General features: G+C 41.3%; 22 protein-coding genes. 8 read left to right on the top strand and 14 right to left on the bottom strand.

What is annotated here, in order from left to right; translation table 11 throughout:
- Positions 1–7: 7 nt before the first annotated feature.
- From ACFEL9_RS14550 to ACFEL9_RS14515, 8 genes are all read right to left on the bottom strand, one after another.
- On the bottom strand, positions 8–319 hold the full coding sequence (locus ACFEL9_RS14550; RefSeq protein WP_385891343.1) for a DUF6660 family protein: 312 nt from the start codon (positions 317–319) through the stop codon (positions 8–10).
- Positions 320–535: 216 nt separating this feature from the next.
- Positions 536–1435, bottom strand: coding sequence for a DUF5777 family beta-barrel protein (locus ACFEL9_RS14545; protein ID WP_385891340.1), 900 nt, complete (start codon positions 1433–1435; stop codon positions 536–538).
- A gap of 18 nt (positions 1436–1453) precedes the next feature.
- A complete protein-coding gene (locus tag ACFEL9_RS14540) occupies positions 1454–2014 on the bottom strand; it encodes a YceI family protein (RefSeq protein ID WP_385891338.1) in 561 nt (186 codons plus the stop codon).
- A gap of 24 nt (positions 2015–2038) precedes the next feature.
- Entirely contained in the window at positions 2039–2494 is a 456-nt protein-coding gene (locus tag ACFEL9_RS14535) for an OB-fold protein (RefSeq protein WP_385891335.1), read from the bottom strand.
- Between the two features lie 62 nt (positions 2495–2556).
- On the bottom strand, positions 2557–2937 hold the full coding sequence (locus tag ACFEL9_RS14530; RefSeq protein WP_385891332.1) for a hypothetical protein: 381 nt from the start codon (positions 2935–2937) through the stop codon (positions 2557–2559).
- A gap of 11 nt (positions 2938–2948) precedes the next feature.
- A complete protein-coding gene (locus ACFEL9_RS14525; protein ID WP_385891329.1) occupies positions 2949–3662 on the bottom strand; it encodes a hypothetical protein in 714 nt (237 codons plus the stop codon).
- Between the two features lie 180 nt (positions 3663–3842).
- Entirely contained in the window at positions 3843–4253 is a 411-nt protein-coding gene (locus tag ACFEL9_RS14520) for a hypothetical protein (protein WP_385891326.1), read from the bottom strand.
- A gap of 115 nt (positions 4254–4368) precedes the next feature.
- The gene (locus ACFEL9_RS14515) at positions 4369–5310 is read right to left on the bottom strand and encodes a helix-turn-helix domain-containing protein (protein ID WP_385891323.1); all 942 of its coding nucleotides are present in this window, start codon (positions 5308–5310) and stop codon (positions 4369–4371) included.
- A 156-nt stretch (positions 5311–5466) separates the two neighbouring features.
- On the opposite strand from ACFEL9_RS14515, the gene lpxA reads away from it, so the two are divergent.
- The 3 genes from lpxA to ACFEL9_RS14500 all read left to right on the top strand — a co-directional run bounded on the left by lpxA (position 5467) and on the right by ACFEL9_RS14500 (position 8214).
- A complete protein-coding gene (gene lpxA, locus ACFEL9_RS14510) occupies positions 5467–6273 on the top strand; it encodes an acyl-ACP--UDP-N-acetylglucosamine O-acyltransferase (protein WP_385891320.1) in 807 nt (268 codons plus the stop codon).
- Complete coding sequence (locus tag ACFEL9_RS14505; protein ID WP_385891317.1) at positions 6254–6919, top strand: ABC transporter ATP-binding protein; 666 nt, start codon at positions 6254–6256, stop codon at positions 6917–6919. Before lpxA ends, ACFEL9_RS14505 begins: the two co-directional genes overlap by 20 nt.
- Positions 6920–7002: 83 nt before the next feature.
- The gene (locus ACFEL9_RS14500; protein ID WP_385891314.1) at positions 7003–8214 is read left to right on the top strand and encodes a rhodanese-like domain-containing protein; all 1212 of its coding nucleotides are present in this window, start codon (positions 7003–7005) and stop codon (positions 8212–8214) included.
- A gap of 1 nt (position 8215) precedes the next feature.
- Here ACFEL9_RS14500 and ACFEL9_RS14495 read toward each other — a convergent pair whose 3' ends face one another.
- From ACFEL9_RS14495 to tsaE, 4 genes are all read right to left on the bottom strand, one after another.
- Positions 8216–10453, bottom strand: a complete 2238-nt coding sequence (locus ACFEL9_RS14495) for a cation:proton antiporter domain-containing protein (RefSeq protein WP_385891311.1) — start codon at positions 10451–10453, stop codon at positions 8216–8218.
- Between the two features lie 114 nt (positions 10454–10567).
- Complete coding sequence (locus tag ACFEL9_RS14490; protein ID WP_385891308.1) at positions 10568–10927, bottom strand: hypothetical protein; 360 nt, start codon at positions 10925–10927, stop codon at positions 10568–10570.
- 81 nt (positions 10928–11008) lie between these two features.
- Positions 11009–12223, bottom strand: coding sequence for an alanine dehydrogenase (locus tag ACFEL9_RS14485; protein WP_385891305.1), 1215 nt, complete (start codon positions 12221–12223; stop codon positions 11009–11011).
- Between the two features lie 42 nt (positions 12224–12265).
- Entirely contained in the window at positions 12266–12685 is a 420-nt protein-coding gene (tsaE, locus tag ACFEL9_RS14480) for a tRNA (adenosine(37)-N6)-threonylcarbamoyltransferase complex ATPase subunit type 1 TsaE (RefSeq protein ID WP_385891303.1), read from the bottom strand.
- A gap of 126 nt (positions 12686–12811) precedes the next feature.
- Between tsaE and ACFEL9_RS14475 the strand changes: the two genes are divergently transcribed.
- The 4 genes from ACFEL9_RS14475 to ACFEL9_RS14460 are packed head-to-tail and all read left to right on the top strand — an operon-like array spanning position 12812 to position 17503.
- Positions 12812–14962: a heavy metal translocating P-type ATPase gene (locus ACFEL9_RS14475; protein WP_385891301.1), complete on the top strand. Its 2151-nt coding sequence runs from the start codon at positions 12812–12814 to the stop codon at positions 14960–14962.
- Between the two features lie 30 nt (positions 14963–14992).
- The gene (locus tag ACFEL9_RS14470) at positions 14993–15172 is read left to right on the top strand and encodes a hypothetical protein (RefSeq protein ID WP_385891298.1); all 180 of its coding nucleotides are present in this window, start codon (positions 14993–14995) and stop codon (positions 15170–15172) included.
- On the top strand, positions 15159–15554 hold the full coding sequence (locus tag ACFEL9_RS14465) for a type II toxin-antitoxin system VapC family toxin (protein ID WP_385891296.1): 396 nt from the start codon (positions 15159–15161) through the stop codon (positions 15552–15554). The genes ACFEL9_RS14470 and ACFEL9_RS14465 overlap by 14 nt, the downstream gene beginning before the upstream one ends.
- Positions 15542–17503 (top strand): RecQ family ATP-dependent DNA helicase, encoded by a 1962-nt coding sequence (locus tag ACFEL9_RS14460; RefSeq protein ID WP_385891293.1) that lies wholly within the window; start codon positions 15542–15544, stop codon positions 17501–17503. The genes ACFEL9_RS14465 and ACFEL9_RS14460 overlap by 13 nt, the downstream gene beginning before the upstream one ends.
- 83 nt (positions 17504–17586) lie before the next feature.
- On the opposite strand, the gene ACFEL9_RS14455 is transcribed toward ACFEL9_RS14460, so the two are convergent.
- Both ACFEL9_RS14455 and ACFEL9_RS14450 read right to left on the bottom strand, forming a co-directional pair.
- Positions 17587–19137, bottom strand: a complete 1551-nt coding sequence (locus ACFEL9_RS14455; protein WP_385891290.1) for a helicase HerA-like domain-containing protein — start codon at positions 19135–19137, stop codon at positions 17587–17589.
- 46 nt (positions 19138–19183) lie between these two features.
- Entirely contained in the window at positions 19184–19561 is a 378-nt protein-coding gene (locus ACFEL9_RS14450; RefSeq protein ID WP_385891288.1) for a co-chaperone GroES, read from the bottom strand.
- A gap of 150 nt (positions 19562–19711) precedes the next feature.
- Here ACFEL9_RS14450 and ACFEL9_RS14445 point away from each other — a divergent pair, with 150 nt between their 5' ends.
- Positions 19712–20407, top strand: coding sequence for a response regulator transcription factor (locus ACFEL9_RS14445; protein WP_385891285.1), 696 nt, complete (start codon positions 19712–19714; stop codon positions 20405–20407).
- The last annotated feature ends 40 nt before the right edge of the window (positions 20408–20447 follow it).

The raw sequence follows: 20447 nt of genomic DNA, 5'->3' as shown, positions 1-20447 counted from the left end.
CGGGGTATTAACCTAGCTTTGGCGGTTGCCAGAAATCATAATGAACATCAGGAATGACAGAAGTAAGAAATCCTGTATAAACCTGTTTTACAGGCAAAGAAGTCATATCAAAATAAACGGTCTCTATAGTCATGGAAACAGCAGCGCAACCTTCACAATTAAAGAAGGGCGAACAGTTGCCGCAATCTTCGTCACCATTTTCATGACCGGCCAACTGCTCGGTTTTTGTTTTATCATCGGGGCAATCATCTACCAGGCAGCAGGGAAACACGGCCAGCAACAACATGTATAAGGATAATATGTATCCAAGCCATTTCATGGGTGCAAAAATAGAAACGGAAAAGAATGTAGAATAGTATTACAGGAAATATAATCGCAACAACAGTTCACAAAATAAAATTATGTACTTTCAGAATCAACTAAAGAATAGCGCACCTAAATAAGCGAAGCCAATCGCTTCGCTTATTCTATATATTAAACAGATGGGCTTCCTGTGACCCCCTATTAATAATTTCACTCTATGCTATTATGTTATCTACTTTGTCTTTTTCTTTTTAATCTGGAACACCCTCGATAAATTAAATCCAAACCTTACTTCTCCTTTTCCCCATTTACCGGTGGTTTCAGTAATAAAAGCCCGTTCATTCATTCCTGTAGAATTGGAAAAATGTAACTGAAAAACGTGACCGCCGGTTTCAATATCAAATCCGACTGAAAGCGGATTTTCATACGCATTATCCGTCAGTGGGTTCAACACATAAAAATAATCCCAGGTAAAAGCAATTCTTCTTGACAATCTTAACCTGCCACCCACTCCAACGGAATAGATATTGTTGGAATCAGCCGCTAATTGTATCAAATTTTTATGCACTACCGTTGGCACTATTTGCAGCGAAATTCCTTCAGAGATTTTTCTGCCGACTATCATTTGAAAATAATAGGCCAGCCGGGATGTAAAAAAATTTTTTCTTTCCGGGTCGGCCCAGGGCAGTCCATCCATTGTCATCCCCGAAACCAATGCAATGGTAACCGGGAATGACCCTTCACCGGTTGATTGCAGAAAAGGTGCATATTTTATAAATCCATCCAGTTCCTTCTTATAAGTGCTTCTGCCAAGACCCACCATCAGGTTTTTCAAAATTCCAAAATCAAAACCCAATCGCATACTCGCCTGGTCAAGACCAAAGAAGTTTTTATATCCCTGGTCAAGCTGGCCAAAGCGGTGCAGAATACGGAGATCCATTGTTCCCGGCCTGAGAAACTCCATCGAATGACCATTGATCACCCGTGGTGATTTGAATGCATTTTTTACAATTTCTCTTTTGGGTTTTTCATTGTCAATTAATTTCAGCAAATCCTCGTCCTGGGCTTTACTATTCCAATGGATAAAAAATAAAAAGAATAACAAACCGGCTCTGACTAATCGTTTTTGCATAGCATTTGAATTTTATAATTATCCTTTTAATGGCTCCAATGCACAGGACACACTTATTTTAACTGTTTTTGCAACTTTATCTGCCACAAGGCCCGGTATCGAAATTTTAAAATCAGATAAGGAAACGGCAAACGCTGCAATAGCATTAATTTTCCCTCCTTGTATGGTCAGTTTTCCTTCCGTTTCTACATCACGGGTTTCACCGTGGAGAGATAATTTTCCCTTTACTTTTACCAGGTAAACACCATCCGTGCTGTAATTAACTTTATCGTTACCGGCAATGCTTCCCTTAAATTCCGCTTTAGGAAACTTATCGCTTTCTATATAGTTCTCGTTAAAATGCTCTTCCATCAACGCTCTTTCAAACTCAAATCCTTTCATTAAGGCAGCGAATTGCAGGTTTCCTGTTTTGGTATCTACCACGCAGGTAACAGTTCTGTTTACCGCTTCAATTTTTTCAGGTGAGGAAGCTGCTGTTGCATCAAAATTGATCTTGCCTGTTTTGGTAAAATATTTTTGCCCAAACGAGGTGGTAGTAAACAAGATGACTGCTAACAGCAATAAAAAAATATTTTTCATACTTGAAATTTTAAGATTTAAAAATTATTTGCTTGAATGAAGAACGCAGCGAACAAGGATTACATCTGAACCCAGCAATTCATCGGCATTAAAGCCTGTGCAGATGCCTTTTACTGCTACATGGTTTCCTTTTTTTACATCTGCGGCTTCTTTATTGTGAGTGCTATCCAAATTGCAACGTACTGAAGACATAGAGGAAGTATCGCCAAGCACTACTGAATAAACACCTCTCTCGTCCACGGTCACCGCTTTTACCATTCCATCAACCAGGATCACTTTATCCCAGTATTTTTTTCCTGCCGATGATTCTCCTGTTTCAAACTCGCTTAAAAGATCAAGAGCCGCTATTGAATAATCAGGCGGCAGTTCAGATGTATCTTTATGAGAACGGTTATACTCCTTGTATACATAAAACGCCGCAACTGCGAATATCAGCAATGCAACAAGCGCAATATTTATGATCAGTTTTTTCTTTTTCATGATAGCATTATTTTAAATGATGAACTAATACTAAGCAGCAGTTTTTATTTCTACGTAAACAGTTAATTATTCTGCATACCTGCATCAATCCATTTTTTAATAACCGCAAGCTGGCAATTGCTCATTTTTGACATCCCTTTGGGCATGGGAGAATAGCCGGCTGCATGACTGATACTACCATATAATGATCCGTTCTGAGCAATAATTTTATCTGCCGTATAGGTACCCATTGCAACATTGCCGGATGGAAAACTCCCCGTGTGGCAGCTATAACAATGCTGCTGCAGCATCGGCGCTACCTTTTGAGCATAAGAAACAGCTCCTGCTGTATCGGTGCACGGAGCATTGTTTGCAGAATGATATAACAGTTCTTCTTTATCATAATAACAGGAGCTTATTGCCGCGGTGAACACCACTAACAGTATAAAAAGTATTTTTTTCATTTTTATTGGATTTAATTGTTCAGTGATCCGCCATTGATCCATTTTTGTATCTGGCTGATTTCACAATCCGAAAGCTTTGCAGCGTTTTTTGGCATAGGTGAATAACCTGGCTGGTGCGAAACAGAGCCAAACAGTTTTCCGTTTAATGCAATTACTTTTACAGCGCTATAGGTTGATACATCAATATTTCCTCCTAATGAAGAAGGATTATGACAGCCTCTGCATTTATTATCCATAATTGGTTTTATGGCTCTGCTATAAGTGAACACTGATGTATCGCAACTTGCTGTACAGTTATTATTCAGGGCGCCCTGGTTTATCCACTTGGCAATTTTATCCTTTTGATCCTGCGTAAGTGGAGCCATTGGAGGAGGCGGCATCCTGTCTCCGTCTGTCTTAATTATAACTTTATACAATTTGCTGTCGCCTGCATTGCCGGCCGTAACGTATCGTTTGATGTTGGCGTAAGAAGTAAGATTTACTCCATCAGCATGAGTTATATTATCATGACAACCGCTCATCGTGCAATTGGAAGAAATGATTGGCATGATCTCGTTAACAAAATAAACTGTATCAGCACTGCAGGTTGAAACAGCAGGAGGATTGCCACCGTTGTCATTTCCGGTTCCCGATGTATTGGGAAAGGGAATTTGATGACGACAGGCATAAAAGGTAATGACCATTGCCCCAACAGCAATAATTACTTTAGTTACATGGTTTTTCACAAAGACTAATTTTTAGAGTTAACTTTTAATGATTCGCTGGTGGCTTTGGTTTGATTGCAATGCGATACGCTTCATAACAATAGCATGAGCTACTGCTACGAGGTGATCATAAGTATGGCAAACAAGCAGATCAGGAAAAAATCAATTTTCCTTTAGTAGTGATTTACATAGCGGATAAACTTAGGCTTGGCGGGGAGGCTGCAAAACAAGCAGCACATGTTCAGAAGGGTTGCCTGGCTGTAAATGACTCCCGTATTCTGCAGAAATATTCATTTCAACAGCAAGTGATGGAACATCATTTTCGAAAACAGAATAAACTATTGACAAAGTATTATTATTAATATTATGACAGGGCAACTGATCATCCCTGTCGTCATCAGCATGCGTTCCGTCATCACCGCCATAATGCATGGCAATAAAATCAAAAAAACTTATCCGCGGATTTTGGCGATGATGTTGAAAAAAATGACTTAGCAGGTTTGGCAACCTGAATACCTGGCCTACCTCTGTATGAGCAAAAAGGTGAACCAACATCAATCCTATAATCAAGGTCTTACGCATCGGTGTCGCAAAGTCCAAAAAAAATGCCATAACGGCTGTGACTTAGGTCATATATATATATATATATATTAGGAACAAAAAATATTAAGGAAAATTGTGTTTGTAGGTAGTAATTTTTTTTTTGCCGTCCGTTAAAATTGCTCTTTTAACGCAACAACAGTTCACAAGGCTTCAAACCCGTGTGTTTTTTAAAGGCAGTAGAGAAGTGAGATATGGAAGAATAACCCAGAAGCATAGAAACCTCCGTAACACTCAGCCCTTTCTCATATAAAAGAAAACGGGCATGTTCCATTCGCTGGCTTTGATAAAAATCGAAAATGGTAGAACCAAACATTTCTTTAAACCCTTTTTTCAGGTAGCATTCATTCATCGCCACCTTACGGCTCAGTTCCTTAATTGTGATGGGCTCGCCGATATGCTGAATCAGAATTTCCCTTGCCCTGCTCACTTTTTCCCGGTCGGCTTCGTTGGCCAGGAACTTGCAGTTGATCACATCAATTTCTTTATCCCCAATCATGCAATCCATGCTGTAGAGCAACAGCATCTGCATCTGCGCATTGATAAAGATATTTTCCAGGCTATCGGTATAGTTATGATTGAGTAATGACTCGATCACCATTCTCGTCTTACTGCAAAGGGGTAGTATTTTGGTAAATGAAGACTCTCTTTTAAAATTCAATATGTCCTCATTCAGGGTATCGTTTGAGTTCCGGGGCTTTACAAATTGTGATAATAATGCAGGTGAAAAACGAAAACCCAATACATCAAGGCTCTCTTCTTTATCAGCGCAACTATTGGAGACGCCTGCTTTGCACTTGTTACATTCGGTTCCTTTTGACCGGCAATACATGTTACCGGCTATGCAAAACTTCAGCTCCAGGTAATTTTTTGCAGGATCCTTTTTCTCGTAATGGTACACCATGATCCCGGTATCTTCAATATTCCATTGAATATTTCTGCCATATCTTTTAATGGAATACTGTACCGAGCCCGGCATTTGCTGTTCTTTCTCCTGCAAAAGCAGGAGCTGCTCCTGCATAGGAGCTTGTTTATACGCCAGCGTTAATATGTCCGGGGGATTGAACATGAGTTGCAAATTTACAGTCCAAACACCGATTTTGAACACCAATCTTAATCAAAAACAGGGTTTTGCCGCCTGGTTTAAAAAAAATCCTTTTTTTGGTTGTAACAATTACCTTTGCACGGTCTCCGCTTATGGCGGAGGTTTTTTTATATAAACTGCATGATTCATCCACATACCTATATTCACCCGAATGCAAAGCTGGCAACTAACGTAAAGGTTGATCCTTTTACAGTTATACATCAGGATGTGGAGATTGGCGAGGGCACCTGGATAGGGTCAAACGTGACTATTATGGAGGGTGCAAGGATCGGGAAAAACTGCCGGATTTTCCCGGGTGCCGTGTTAGGAGCCATTCCCCAGGATAGAAAGTTCGACGGCGAAAGAACCACTGTTGAAATTGGTGATAATTGCACTATTCGTGAATTTGTGACCATTCATCGCGGCACCTCGGACCGGATGAAAACGGTAGTGGGTGACAATTGCTGGATATTAGCTTATAGCCATATCGGCCACGACTGTATTATTGGAAATAATTGTACCATCAGCAACAATTCGCAATTGGCCGGGCATGTCGTGCTGGGCGATTGGGTAGGCCTGGGAGGCGTTTGTGCTATTCACCAGTTTGTGCATGTGGGATCACATTCATTTATATCAGGCGGTTCATTGGTGGGTAAAGATGTACCGCCGTATATCAAGGCTGCCCGCCAGCCACTTAGCTATGCCGGTGTTAATTCTGTCGGCCTCAAAAGACGTGGCTTCACGGTTGAGAAGATCAATCATATTCTTGATATCTATCGCATCCTGTATAATAAAGGGCTAAATACTTCACAGGCACTGGAATTTTTAGAAGAAGAATTTCCGGCCACCGACGAGAGAGATGAAATTGTGACTTTCATCAATGAAAGTACCCGGGGCATCATCAAACGTTTTTCAAAAGCCAACGGCGATGAAGATAATTCTCTCTGATGTAGGCAAACGCTTTAACCGGGACTGGATATTTCGTCATTTCACCTACACTTTTGAACAAGGCCGCTCCTATGCCATCACAGGGCCTAATGGTTCCGGCAAATCAACCCTGCTGCAGGTATTGAGCGGCTCCATGCATTTTAATGAAGGGAGTTTGAGATATGAAATCGGAAGCCGGAAGTCAGAAGTCAGCCTTTCGACTTCGCTCAGGATGGGTGAGAAATTGGAAATCCCTCATGAAAAAATTTACCAACATGTTTCGATCTGCGCTCCTTATTTAGAAGTAGTGGAAGAAATGACGTTGAAAGAATTTTTGGATTTTCATCATGGGTTCAAACCTTTTTTACCTGGCATCACCACCAGTTCCATTATTGCCAGGCTTGGCCTGGAAAAAGCCGCGGACAAGCAAATTCGTTATTACTCATCGGGTATGAAACAAAGGGTGAAGCTGGCCCAATGCATTTTTTCCGATACTACGTTGGTATTGCTGGATGAGCCCTGTACCAATCTTGATGCGGCCGGCATTGAATTATACCACCAACTGATCAGTGAATACTGTGATAACCGACTCGTGGTTGTAAGCAGTAATGATAAAGTGGAATATAGTTTTTGCAAAGAGGTGATCAGCATCAGCGACTATAAATAATTTATTCCGCGGGACCTTTTATATCAGCGGTAAATATCTCCCCTTCCAATTTCAGTAATTTACGATAGCTAAAGCTCTTCTATATGAAAAAGTTTCTTCATCTGCTGCTTTGCCTGTTTGGCATTTCAATGATAACAAATGCCCAAAACAATTACAATGAAATCAGTCTTCCGGCGCTCATGGAGAAAAAACAAAAGGGGGACGATAACATCGTCATCGTAGATGTAAGAACCAAAGGCGAATACTGCGACACTGTTTCAAGAGGAAAGCAATCCAATATTGGTAAGATCAAAGGCGCTATCAATATTCCCCTGCAGGAATTGCAGAAAGACCCCGAAGCAGTAAAACAACTGGATGCTTACAGGGACAAGGATATTTACCTGATTTGTTCCCATAGTTACCGTAGCCGCTCCGCATCCAATATTCTTTTAAAAAATGGATTCACTCACGTCAATAATGTACAGGGCGGGATGACAGAATGGTTCCGACGCTACGACGAGCTGGCTCCTTATCGTACCCGGTTTTATGAAACGGCAAATAGTTATAAGAATATCTCACCGGCGCAATTACTAAACCTGCTTTCATCCGGTGAAAAAGTGCAGCTCATCGGCATAACGAATACGCCCCGGTTTTTCTGGGACTCAGCGATGGTGAGATTTTACCAGTATTATCCCGCCTTTAAAAACGCTGTTTACTTTAATTATGCTGATTCACTCAAAATACTCGAGCAAATACAGAAAGATAAAACAAAACCTGTCGTGTTATTTAATATGGTAAACAATGGTGCAGCGGAAACAACAGAATGGTTGACGCAAAAAGGTATTCCCAATGCCGCCTATCTTGTTGGCAACAGTTATTTGTTTTATGAATTTTTCCGAAATAAAAACCCCGGTCAAAAGACAAACAAGTTTATCAAGTCTAAAAGCAATATAGATTTTATAACCGCTCCTAATTATTGCAGTAAATTAAAAGCCGGTAACATAGTTCTCGTAGACCTACGGCACGATAGTCTTTATAACAAAGTAAATAAAGGCACAAAACATGATTATAAACATTTGGCCAATTCGGTTAACTTCTTTGAAGGAAAGGGTATTGACCAGTTTGAACAACAATTTTCCGATAAAAAAAAGAACTATGTTTTTATTTCTGAAAACGGCATCGATGGATTGGCGCGGGCGGATGATCTGACAAAAAAGGGATACACCATCAGCTGGCTGATTGGCGGCTTGCAACGTTGGGAATGGTATATGAATAATGTGGGTGATTTTGGGTGCAATGATTCCCTTGTAAAATAAGTCAGTTAATAGCGCCGATAAGCCTCTTCTCACCCACGATCCAAACGATATCGCCCAGCTCAAAGGTCATAGAAGATTCGGGATTAAGCAGACGTTGCCCGTTTCGTTCAATACCAACCACTAAGCCATTGGTGCTGGTACGAATGCCGGAATCCCGGATAGTTTTATGAATAAAAGGAGAGTCAAAATCAATAGTGAATTTATCCAATTCCACTTCAGTTTCTTTTTGGTTTTCCACCAATTTTTTATCGGGACGAAGAATTGCATTCATCTTTTTCTCCTGCGCATCTGTGCAGATGATGAATAAGCGATCTCCGGGAAAAATGCGATCGCCTTTTTGTGGTGTCGTGATCGTTATTTGTCCCCTTTTTATCATGGCCACATTTACCCCGATCAACTCCCGCCAACGAAGCTCTTCTAATGTTTTTCCAATAATACTCACTTCAGGTTCTACTTCAAATGTCGTCATATGAGCATCCCAGGGGGCCAGTTCAACATTTCTTTTGCCGGCTTGCAATTCCAGTTGCCTTAATTCTTCCTGCAATTCCCTGTCATTCAAATTTTTTATAAACCGGCTTTCAATACTATCGTACAATGCCTGGATCTTTTTTCGAAACATGGCGAACAAGCTAATCATAAAAATAGCTGCATATAATGCGATCGCTATTGAAAAAAACCTATTTAAAAGGAAGATGATTGAAAATAAAGCCAGCGACAATTTTATGGCCCGCATGAGCCAGATAGGGCCACGGTATTTTTGCTGGGCATAAATTTTTGCGAACGACTCGTTCCGCTCATTCCTCAATACCAATCCCCAAAGAAAAGGGGCCATCAACAATAATGTGGCTACAGCCGCTGTGATACCGCCAAACGCATATGATGTATGAGAAGCCACCCAGGGCTTTACATGCACCGATGACAGATAAACGATAGCACCTACCAACACTGAAAAAAGCACCACATTGATGATAAAGGACTTTACCACCTGTTGAAAATCATTGGCGGCAGTAATAGTAGTGGCTTCAGAACTATACCGGTTCAACCAGGCCCGCCATTTTTCAGGAAGCCGCTTATCGATCCAGTTGTAAAGCGGGGCTCCTGCTTTTATTAAGTAAGGTGTTGTGAAGGTGGTAATACCTGACACTGCGACAATAACGGGATATAGAAAATTACCCGTGACGTTTAGGCTAAGGCCTAAAGCAGCTATAATAAAAGAGAACTCACCAATCTGTGCCAGGCTCATGCCTGTCTGCAATGAAACTTTTAATGAATTACCCGAAATAAATGCGCCAACACCGGTTGTGACAACCTTACCCAGGATACAAATAACAGTGATAAGAATTATTGGCACTACATAATCACCGATCATTTTTAAGTCAATTAACATCCCCACCGACACAAAAAAGATAGCACCAAACAAATCCTTTACCGGCTTTACCAGGTGTTCGATCTTCTCAGCCTTGGTGGTCTCCGCCAATAAAGACCCCATGATAAACGCACCCAAAGCTGGTGAAAAGCCTGCCTGCGCCGCCAGGTACACCATCAGTAAACACATGGCAATCGACACAATCAGCAATGTTTCATCTGACATCAGGTTTTTTGCTTTCTTTAAAAGGGTAGGAATAAAAAATATTCCTGTTACAAACCAAAGGATCAAAAAGAAAATAAGCTTCACTATGGAAAGCAGCATTTCCGTACCAACAAACTGCCGGCTCACCGACAATGTTGTTAGCAATACCAGGATGGCAATGGTAATTAGATCTTCTACAATCAGGATACCAAAAACAAGTGAAGCAAACTTTTTCTTTTTCAAACCCAGTTCTTCTACCGCTTTGATGATAATGGTAGTAGATGACACTGCCAGGGCAGCTCCAAGGTAAATACTATCCATCGTTGACCAGCCCAGTACCTGGCCGCAGGCATATCCTAATGCAGACATACCAAGAGCCTCTACAAAAGCCGACACGGACGCTGAGCCGCCTACCTGTACTAATTTTCTAAAACTGAATTCAAGACCCAGGCTAAACAAAAGAAAGATCACCCCAATTTCCGCCCACACATTCACACTTTTTGTTTCTATAATGGAAGGCAACCAGTCAAAATTGGGACTGACCAATATCCCGGCAATAATATAACCCAAGACCAATGGTTGCTTTAATTTTTTAAACAACAAAGTCATGATGGCCGCTGCACCAAGAATCAATGCCAGGTCTGATATCAAATGGGGTAAATGATTCATACAATTGCTTTTTCCAACAAATACAATAGCTCTTAGATCATTGACGTAACCTACACAACTTCTATCAACAGTTGACGACTGGAAGAACTCATAACTTATTCGACGAACTCAATTTTACCAGAAATAATGTGAAGGAAATATATGCAACAGGTAATCTTTCAGTACTCTTTCTACTTCGGATTTTTGTACTGTTTCTTTTTTAGCCAGGTCGGTAATTAAATGGAAAGATCTTCCCCTATCAACTGGCGAAGAAAATACGGTGTTGGCAACCCTGGAACCCATTCGGTTAAAGAAATTGTCAGCAATATTACCTGCCTTTGTATCAAATGGGAATTGAAAAGATTTTTTTAGGATCGTAGCATTTTTTGCAGGCGAAAAAGAATAACCATGTGAAGATTTTTTTACTGGGTCCACCGCTGAAGCCCATACAGCAACATGTATAAAACATAAAAGCAAACTGTATGTAATCAGCATTTTTTTCATTACGGCGAAGGTAGCCAAAAAATGCCAAAAGGGCGGCCTGTAAAGACTTCTGAAAGAATGCACTTCTATAAATTAACGCTGGCTCGCAATCAGCAAGTTGAGATCGGTATACTTGAGATCAAATCGTTCACTCAAATAAAAATTAGTCAAGGCTCCTTTGAAAAGATAGATACCACTGCGAAGATGAACGCGGTGCCAAACCAATTTTTCAAAACCACCTTCTTCACCTGCTTCCAGTAACAGTGGCATTAATACATTACTGATAGCCTGGGAAGCCGTTCGTGAAAACCCGGATGGAATATTGGGAACACAATAGTGTATGACACCATACTTCATAAAAATAGGATGCTCATGCGAAGTGATTTCGCTTGTTTCAAAACATCCGCCGCGATCAATACTAACATCAATAACCACCGAACCGGGTCGCATATTGCTGACCATTTCTTCCGTCACTACCATGGGTGTTCTTCCGGTTTCAGATCCGAGTGCACCCACGGCCACTTCACAAGTTTTTAATTGCTTGGCTAACATCCGGGGTTCTATCACTGATGTCCACAGACGATGACCAATATTATTCTGTAACCTTTTTAACCGGTAAACGCTGTTATCAAAAACTTTGACAGAGGCGCCCAATGCCAATGCCGCTCTCGCTGCATATTCACCAACAATACCAGCGCCGATGATGATAACTTTGGTTGGCGCTATACCGGATATGCCGCCTAACAAAACTCCTTTTCCATGATTGGCTGAACTCAGGTATTGAGCAGCTATCAGCATTACCGCACTTCCGGCGATTTCACTCATGCTGCGAACAATTGGATAAGAATCGCTGTCGTCTTTGAGGTTTTCAAAAGAAATAGCAGTTACTTTCTTTTCCATCATTTTTTCCAGTATCTCTGCTTTCAACACCGAAAGATGGATAGGAGAAATAATCACCTGGTTCATCTGGAGCAGGGGAAGATCTTCTTCAATTACCGGAGCGCTTTTAACCAATATCGGTGCTCTGTACACTTCGGCTCTCTCATATACAATCTTGGCTCCGGCCTCGCTATAATCTTTGTCACGGAAATGAGATGCGTCGCCGGCATTATGCTCGATTACTACCTGGTGGCCATTACTGATCAATACGCTGACTGCATCGGGGGTTAATGCGACACGATTTTCCTGGAAAGCAAATTCCTTGGGAATCCCGATCATCATACCTTCTGCTTTCGGTTTAATGTCTAAGGTTTCCTCTAATGTTTCGTAGCTGAATGAAGTGCTTATCCTTGGTTTTTGCTGGCTCATGGAAGTTGGCAGTCAGTAACAATACTGTTTTTTCAAAAATAGTTAATTCCTATCTATTCTGAGCCGTCGCGAAGAGGAATCTACAGTATCGATGTAAACATGCACTGTATCTTCCGGGAAAATACCCTTAGCCTTCTCAGGCCATTCTACCAGGCAGGTATGATCGCTGTATAAACAATCTTCTACCCCTGCTTGTATGGCTTCTTCTTCATCTTTCAGCCGGTAAAGATCGATATGAAATATCTTACCGGTTCCATTTGCGTAGATATATTCATTGATGATGGAAAAAGTGGGACTACCTACCACATCTTTCACTCCTTTCACATCACACAAGGCATGAATAAAGGTGGTTTTACCGGCCCCCATGTTACCATGAAAAGCAAATACCCTGGCATTTTCTACTAATTTCCAAAACGTCGTTGCAGTTTTTTGAATGGTATCCAATGAAAAAATAAGTTCCATCCGGCAAATTTAAAAGAATAGCAACCCTGTTGCCAATATTCATTGTTGTAAAAATAACCCCGTTATTACTGCTCAGTAAATTTGCAACAAGATAGCCTGCCTTTTGTTATATCAATAGTAGTTATTATGGAAAAAATTCAATGGAAAGTAGAAGGCATGGATTGCAATACCTGCGCAATCAATATTCACCGTTACCTGGAAAAACAAGGAATGAAGAATGTGAAGGTGAATTTTGCTACCGGTGATGTAATCTTTGATAAAGAAAATGCTGTTGCTAAAGACAAAATCAGCAAGGGCATCAATGATCTTGGTTATAAAGTGGTGGACGAAAAATTGGCTCATCAAGGACATGGTCATTCTCACGAACACGAAGATGGTAGTAGAAAAATTTTTCATTCTCACCTGCAGCGGTTCTTCTTTTGTTTGCCCTTCACGGCCGTTCTTATGCTGGATATGATTCCCGGTGTACACTTTCATTGGCTCATGAATCCGTGGTTACAATTTGCACTCACCCTACCGGTTTTTATTGTCGGCATGAGCTTTTTTGGTAAAAGCGCCTGGAAAAGTATTCGCAATGGCATGCCGAATATGAATGTGCTTATTGCCATTGGCGCCTTGTCATCATTTATCTATAGCCTGTATGGCACATTGACCGGGCAAGCTGAACAGTACATGTTTTATGAAACAACAGCCACCATCATTACATTGGTTTTTCTCGGCAATTATATGGAAGAAGCTTCGGTGAAGTCTACTCAAAAAGCATTAAACAAATTGGCCAAATCGCAGAAAGTAATGGCCAACATGATTACATACGATGATCAGAAACAGGAACATATTTTCCCTGTCGAAAGCGATCAGCTCAGGAGTGGGGATTTGATCCTAATAAAATCCGGCGAACAGGTACCCGCCGATTGCAAAATACTGTGGGGTGAAGCGGATGTAAATGAAGCCATCATTACAGGAGAAAGTATCCCGGTTCATAAAGTAAGTAAAGACAAACTGATTGGCGGCAGCATATTGGTCAATGGGACAATAAAAGGTTATGTAACTGCTGCCGGCAATGATACCGTTTTATCCGGCATCATCAACCTGGTAAAGCAAGCACAGGGTGAAAAGCCACCGGTGCAGCAATTAGCTGATAAAATAAGCGCTGTTTTTATCCCGGTTGTTCTTGGCATTGCAGTGGTTACCTTGATCGGCAACTGGATCATTCTAAAAGACTTTACCCCATCATTGATGCGGAGCATTGCAGTTTTGGTTATTGCTTGTCCTTGCGCCATGGGTCTTGCCACGCCGGCGGCTATTGCAGTTGGCCTTGGCCGGGGAGCAAGAAATGGAATTTTGTTTCGTAATGCAAGAAGTCTTGAATCATTTAAGAATATCCGGCAAGTGGTGTTTGATAAAACAGGAACTCTAACAACCGGGGAGTTTATAGTTGACAAGTGGGAGTTAACGAAGCAAGGCAGTATAACTGAAGAAGAGTTTAAGAAAATTGCTTTCTCCCTGGAAAAATATTCCAACCATCCAATTGCCCGGAGCATCAGCAGGGAATGGAAAATAAAAGATGAGATCCGCTGGAAAAAAATAGAAGAAATAAAGGGACTTGGTATGAAAGCGGAGGATAAAGAAGGCAATACCTATACAGCCGGCTCATTCAAAGTAGCGGAGAGTTTTACAAAAGATGATGGTCATAATGTGTACGTCATCAAAAATGATGAACTGCTCGGGTGGGTCGATGTCAAAGACGAGTTACGACCTGAAGCAAAAACGGTAGTTGATTATTTACATGGAAAGAATATCAAAACCATTTTGCTCAGTGGAGACCGCTTTGCAAAGACAAAAGCTTTAGGTGATCAATTGGGCATTGATGAAGTGATTGCAGAGCAAACCCCCGAACAAAAACTGGAAAAGGTCGCTAATCTTAATGCTTTGACCCCAACCGCTATGGTGGGCGATGGCATCAACGATGCACCTGCTTTGGCAAAAGCCTCTGTTGGCATTTCTATGAGTGATGCATCACAAATAGCTATGCAAACTGCACAGGTTGTATTGATGAATTATGGATTAAAAAAATTACCGATGGCGCTGGGCCTGGGTAAACATACATTTCTTACGATCAAACAAAATCTTTTCTGGGCCTTTGCTTACAATATTGTTGCCATTCCAGTAGCAGCATTAGGTTTCCTGAAACCAGGTTTCGCCGCATTGGTGATGGGTCTTAGTGACGTGGTACTGGCAATCAATTCAGGAAGGCTATTCGTAAAGAAAGTGGAGTAATTTTTTTAAATTGTGTTGAAATAAGTAGGTATGATAATAGAGCTCCCCAAAAATGCTACAAAAAAACAAGTGGAAGAAGCGATAAAAAAACTGCAGGCTAATATAAAAAAAAAGAAAGGCAGGGGAAATATCTCCAAACATTTTGGTGTTTGTAAAAGCAAGGTAGATGGTCTTGAATTTCAAAAAAAGGTAAGAAGTGAATGGGATTAAATCTTTTTTAGCCGATACAAATATTCTTGTCTATTATCTTGAGGGCAGACCCCAACTACAACCTTACACTGAAAATAATTTCCTCATATCAACTATCTCGGAAGTCGAATTTTTAGGAGTAAAATATATACAGGGAATAAGCTTGCAAAAAAGAGAAAGTCTTGTAAAGGACTGCATCATTCTTCCTTTTGATGAAACTATTAAGGATATTGCCATTCATGTCAAGCAAAAAACCAGTGTCAAAACACCTGATGCGATAATTGCAGCTACCGCCATAAAATATCAGCTAACCTTATTAACCGCAGACAAAGAATTCAAAAAAAATACCAGATCTGAGCCTCTTACTTCTCGAAATATAGACCACAGTAAATGTTTAACCTAAAACAACTTCTAAAAACTTACTGGGGCTTCGATTCTTTTCGTCCATTACAGGAAGAAATTATTCATGCTGTTTTGAATGGAAATGACACTCTTGCCCTGATGCCGACAGGAGGAGGCAAATCACTTTGTTACCAGGTGCCAGCTATGGCAAAAGAAGGAACCTGCCTGGTTATTTCTCCATTGATCGCTTTGATGAAGGACCAGGTGGAGCACCTGCGAAAAAAAAACATTACGGCTTATGCTATCTACTCAGGCATGAATTATAAGGAAGTGGTCAACACTCTCAAAGTTGTTACGGAAAGTAACTGCAAGTTTTTATATGTTTCACCCGAAAGATTAGAAACAGCTTTATTCAAGGAATATCTGCCCGGCATGGGTATAGAGTTGATCGCTGTCGATGAGGCCCATTGTATATCGCAATGGGGTTATGATTTTCGCCCGCCTTATTTGCGAATTGCTGCCCTTAGGGAAGAATTACCCCGTGTTCCTGTTTTGGCATTAACCGCATCGGCAAACCCCGAAGTGCAGAAAGATATTTGTGAGAAATTAACCTCACCCCTAACCCCTCTCCAAAGGAGAGGCGAGCAGTCTATGCCAATAGAAGATTCTCAACGACATTGGAAAGTTTTTCGGCAATCATTTGAAAGAGCTAACCTTTCTTATAGTGTCTTTCATGTTGATTCAAGGATCAATAAGATCATTGAAATACTAAACAAAGTACCAGGCACGGGTATTATTTACTGTAAAAGCCGGAAGCGAACCAAAGAGATCAGCGAGCTATTACATCTTCAAAATATTTCCAGCGATTATTATCACGCCGGCCTTGCACAGGAAGAAAGAAACAGGAAACAGGAAGCCTGGATCAATAACAAAATAAGAGTGATTGTCTGCACCAATGCATTTGGAATGGGTATTGACAAACCGGATGTAAGATCAGTTATCCATGCAGACATGCCGGATTGCCTGGAAAACTATTACCAGGAAGCCGGTCGGGCGGGCCGTGATGGGAAAAGAGCTTATGCAGTTCTCTTGTATGATGAAAAGGAACTTTCAGAGCTTGCTGAGTTAGCTGCTTTACGTTTTCCTCCACAGGATGAGATCAGGAAAATATATCATTCCGTCGCCAATTATCTGCAGATACCTGTAGGAGTTGGTGAAGGGATCTATTATGATTTTGACATCGCGGATTTTCTGAAAAAATTTAAACATGACAGCCACACTGCACTTTACTCATTGAAAGCCCTGGAGCAGGAAGGCTGGCTTTCATTTAATGAGCAGGTCTTTCGCCCCTCCACCGTGCAGTTTACTGTTACAAAGGATCGGCTGTACAGTTTTGAAGCTGACAATTCCAGATTAGAGCCTGTACTCAAAACGTTGTTGCGTGCCTATGAAGGAATATTTGATCATCCTTCCTTTATTTCTGAACTGGTAGTCGCCCAACTAATAAAGAAGGACGTAGAGGAAGTCAAACAGCAGCTCCATGAAATCGACAGGGCCGGTATCATCGAATATATTCCCCGAAAAGATACACCACAATTGTATTTTTTAAGGAACAGGATCAAAACAGAAGAGCTGACGATCAACATGGCTGCTTATAAGCAGCGAAAGGAAAAATTCCTAAGCCGGTCAAAACAAATGATCCACTTTGTAAAAGAAGAATTACAATGCCGCAGCCAGGTGATCGGTTTCTATTTTGGCGATGATGCATTAAAGCCATGTGGCATTTGCGACAACTGTCTCCGCCAGAAAACAGTTGAATTAACCAGACAGGAGTTTGATTCCATCCATACGGCTATTTTAAAAATAACACCAGGAAAAGTTATACATATAAAAGATCTGCTGTTACAACTAAATGACGTTAAAAAAGAAAAAGCCTGGAAGGTGATTGAATTCCTCCAGGCTGAGAATAAAATTAAAATTGATGATAAAGGCTGGCTCAGGCAGACATAAGCTTTTAACTAGCCTTTATAACTATATGCAGGCAGTATTATCCGGAGGTGGCGTATTGATTGGAGTCTTGATTGATTCATCGCTCAAAACAGGCTTCTTCTTCTGCTTCTTCCACCCAGGCCCAATGCTCCCAGTAAAGAACGGACAATGGTATTACCCGCAGTGCGGGTCATGCTTTTTACAACCGGGTCGTCAAAAAAACCTTTTTCTTTTTTGGCGGTAGTTTTTGTTTGCTTTTCTTCCTCCTTCCGCCGTTCGATCTCTTCAGATCGTTCAGCTGCTTCATTTAGCTTATCGGTTAATATTTCGTAGGCACTTTGACTGTCGATTACCTGGTTATATTTAGCTGCAATCTTCGACTTACTAACGATGTCATCAATTTCCCTTTCAGACAAAATATCCATCCTGCTTCGCGGTGCGCAAAGCATACAATGTACTAACGGCGTTGGAATACCTTTTTCATTTAATATTGTTACCAGGGCTTCGCCAATTCCCAGTTGGGTAATCAGGTCTTCTGTTTTATAGTAGGTTGTCTCGGGGTAGTTTTCTGCGGTCTGCCTGATTACTTTCCGGTCAGCTGCGGTAAATGCACGAAGAGCATGTTGCACTTTTAGTCCCAACTGAGCTAACACCGAAGCCGGAACATCCATCGGATTTTGTGTGCAGAAATAAATTCCGATCCCTTTGGAGCGAATCAGCTTGATGACCGTTTCAATTTGTTGTAGCAAGGCATCATTGGCTTCCTGGAAGATCAGGTGCGCCTCATCGATAAACATCACCAGCTTCGGCTTGTCCAAATCACCTTCTTCAGGACAGGTGGCATATAACTCTGCCAGCAGTTGCAGCATAAACGTAGAAAAAAGCTTTGGCCGGTCCTGCAAATCCGTTACCCTGACGATGGATATAATGCCGCGGCCATCATCACTGATGCGCATGAGATCATCCACCTCAAAACTTTTTTCGCCAAAAAAAACATCCGCACCCTGCTGTTGCAACTCGATCACCTTCCGCAGTATTGTTCCTGTGGAAGTAGTCGATATTTTACCATAACTTTTTTCCAGCTCCGCTTTTCCTTCATCGCTGACAAATTGAAGCACTTTAATAAAATCTTTCAGATCAAGCAATGGCAATTTGTTATCATCACAATACTTAAAGATCATGGCAACAAGACCGCCCTGCGTGTCATTTAATCCCAAAATCTTTGAAAGCAGCACAGGGCCAAACTCACTTACGGTGGCTCTCAGTCTTACTCCTTTTTGATGACTCAAGGTTAAAAGATCTACAGGATAAGCAGCAGGTTTGTAGTCCAGGTTGAGCTTTTGATAGCGTTCTCTTATTTTATCATTTACTGATCCTTCAGCAGCAATACCGCTGAGATCGCCTTTGATATCCATCAATAAAACCGGCACACTGGCGTCACTTAATGCTTCTGCTAATACCTGCAATGTTTTTGTTTTTCCCGTTCCTGTAGCCCCCGCTATCAGCCCGTGACGGTTCATTGTCTTAAAAGGTATCTGCACATCAGCGCCGACTACCACTTCGCCATCCAGCATGGCACAGCCAATCTTAAAACTATCGCCCTTGAATGTATAACCATCTTTTACAGCCTGTAAAAACTTTGCACTGTCAGCCATTGATTTTATTTTAATAGAAAGGTAGAAAAAAAGTATTAACCGGCATTTACAGATCTTCTTCCCGCTCCAGCATCAGCACGGCACTCTGTGGCACGATAAAATATTTTTCATTTTCGTACATCACTTCTGTTGCGCCACTTAACAGGAAAATGGCGAGATCGCCTTCTTTTGCCTGCAGCGGCACATATTTCACCTGTTCTTCCTCACCTTTCCAGGCCTCGTCTTCAACCGGCATGGGGATGGCATAACCCGGACCTGTTTTAATGACATAACCTTGTTGCACTTTCTCTTTTTCCTGCACGCCCGGTGGCAGGTAAAGACCACTGGCGGTTTGCTCATGAGGTTTGGTCGGTTTGATTAATAGACGATCGCCAATTACGATCAGCTTCTTCAACCTGTTATCTGGTGTTATATGCATTGCCATAATATAGTAGTAGTATTGAACAGCAAATTTAAAAAATGACCATGAATAAGGTAAATGCAGGTACTCTTAACAAAATATTAGTTAGCCGTGGCCATGTTTGGCAAATGATTTAATTTTATTTGTACGTCTAACAACTATAAAATAAAAACTATGGAAGGAAAGAAACCCAAAATCTTGTTGTGCGAGGATGATCCAAACTTAGGAAGTGTACTGAAGAACTATCTTGAATTAAACGACTATGATGTCACGCTGGAAAGAGATGGCCGTTTGGGTCTTGCCGCTTTTCAACGGGAGAAATTTGACCTTTGCCTGCTGGATGTGATGATGCCCAACATGGACGGTTTCACCCTGGCCGAAGAAATAAGAGATGTAGATCCGGATATTCCCCTGTTTTTCCTGAGTGCCAAAACAATGAAAGATGATATCATCCAGGGTTATAAACTGGGGGCGGATGATTATATCACCAAGCCATTCGACAGCGAAGTGCTGATGCTGAAAATAAAAGCTATCCTGAAAAGAAACGAGGAAATCAATAAGGAAACAGAGAACAAGGAATTTGACCTGGCCAGCTATCACTTCAATCCCAAACTTCGCCAGTTGACACATAGTGGCATCACGCAAACCTTATCACCCAAGGAAAATGAATTGCTGAAAATGTTGGCGGAGCATCTGAATGATCTTTTACCAAGAGACCAGGCTTTGAAAAAAATCTGGGGCAGCGATACTTATTTTAATGGCCGCAGCATGGATGTGTATATTGCCAAATTAAGAAAGTACCTGAAAGATGATCCAAAGATTGAGATCGTGAACATCCACGGGAACGGTTTCAGGTTGGTGGTACAATAGTCTGAACGGGACCTGTCTGCCGGCAGGCAGGTTTATAAGA

It is taken from the genome of Terrimonas alba (assembly GCF_042434975.1).
Taxonomy (GTDB): domain Bacteria; phylum Bacteroidota; class Bacteroidia; order Chitinophagales; family Chitinophagaceae; genus Terrimonas_B; species Terrimonas_B alba.
Note: the sequence above shows the minus strand (reverse complement) of the source record. Positions and strands in the feature narration are given on the sequence as shown.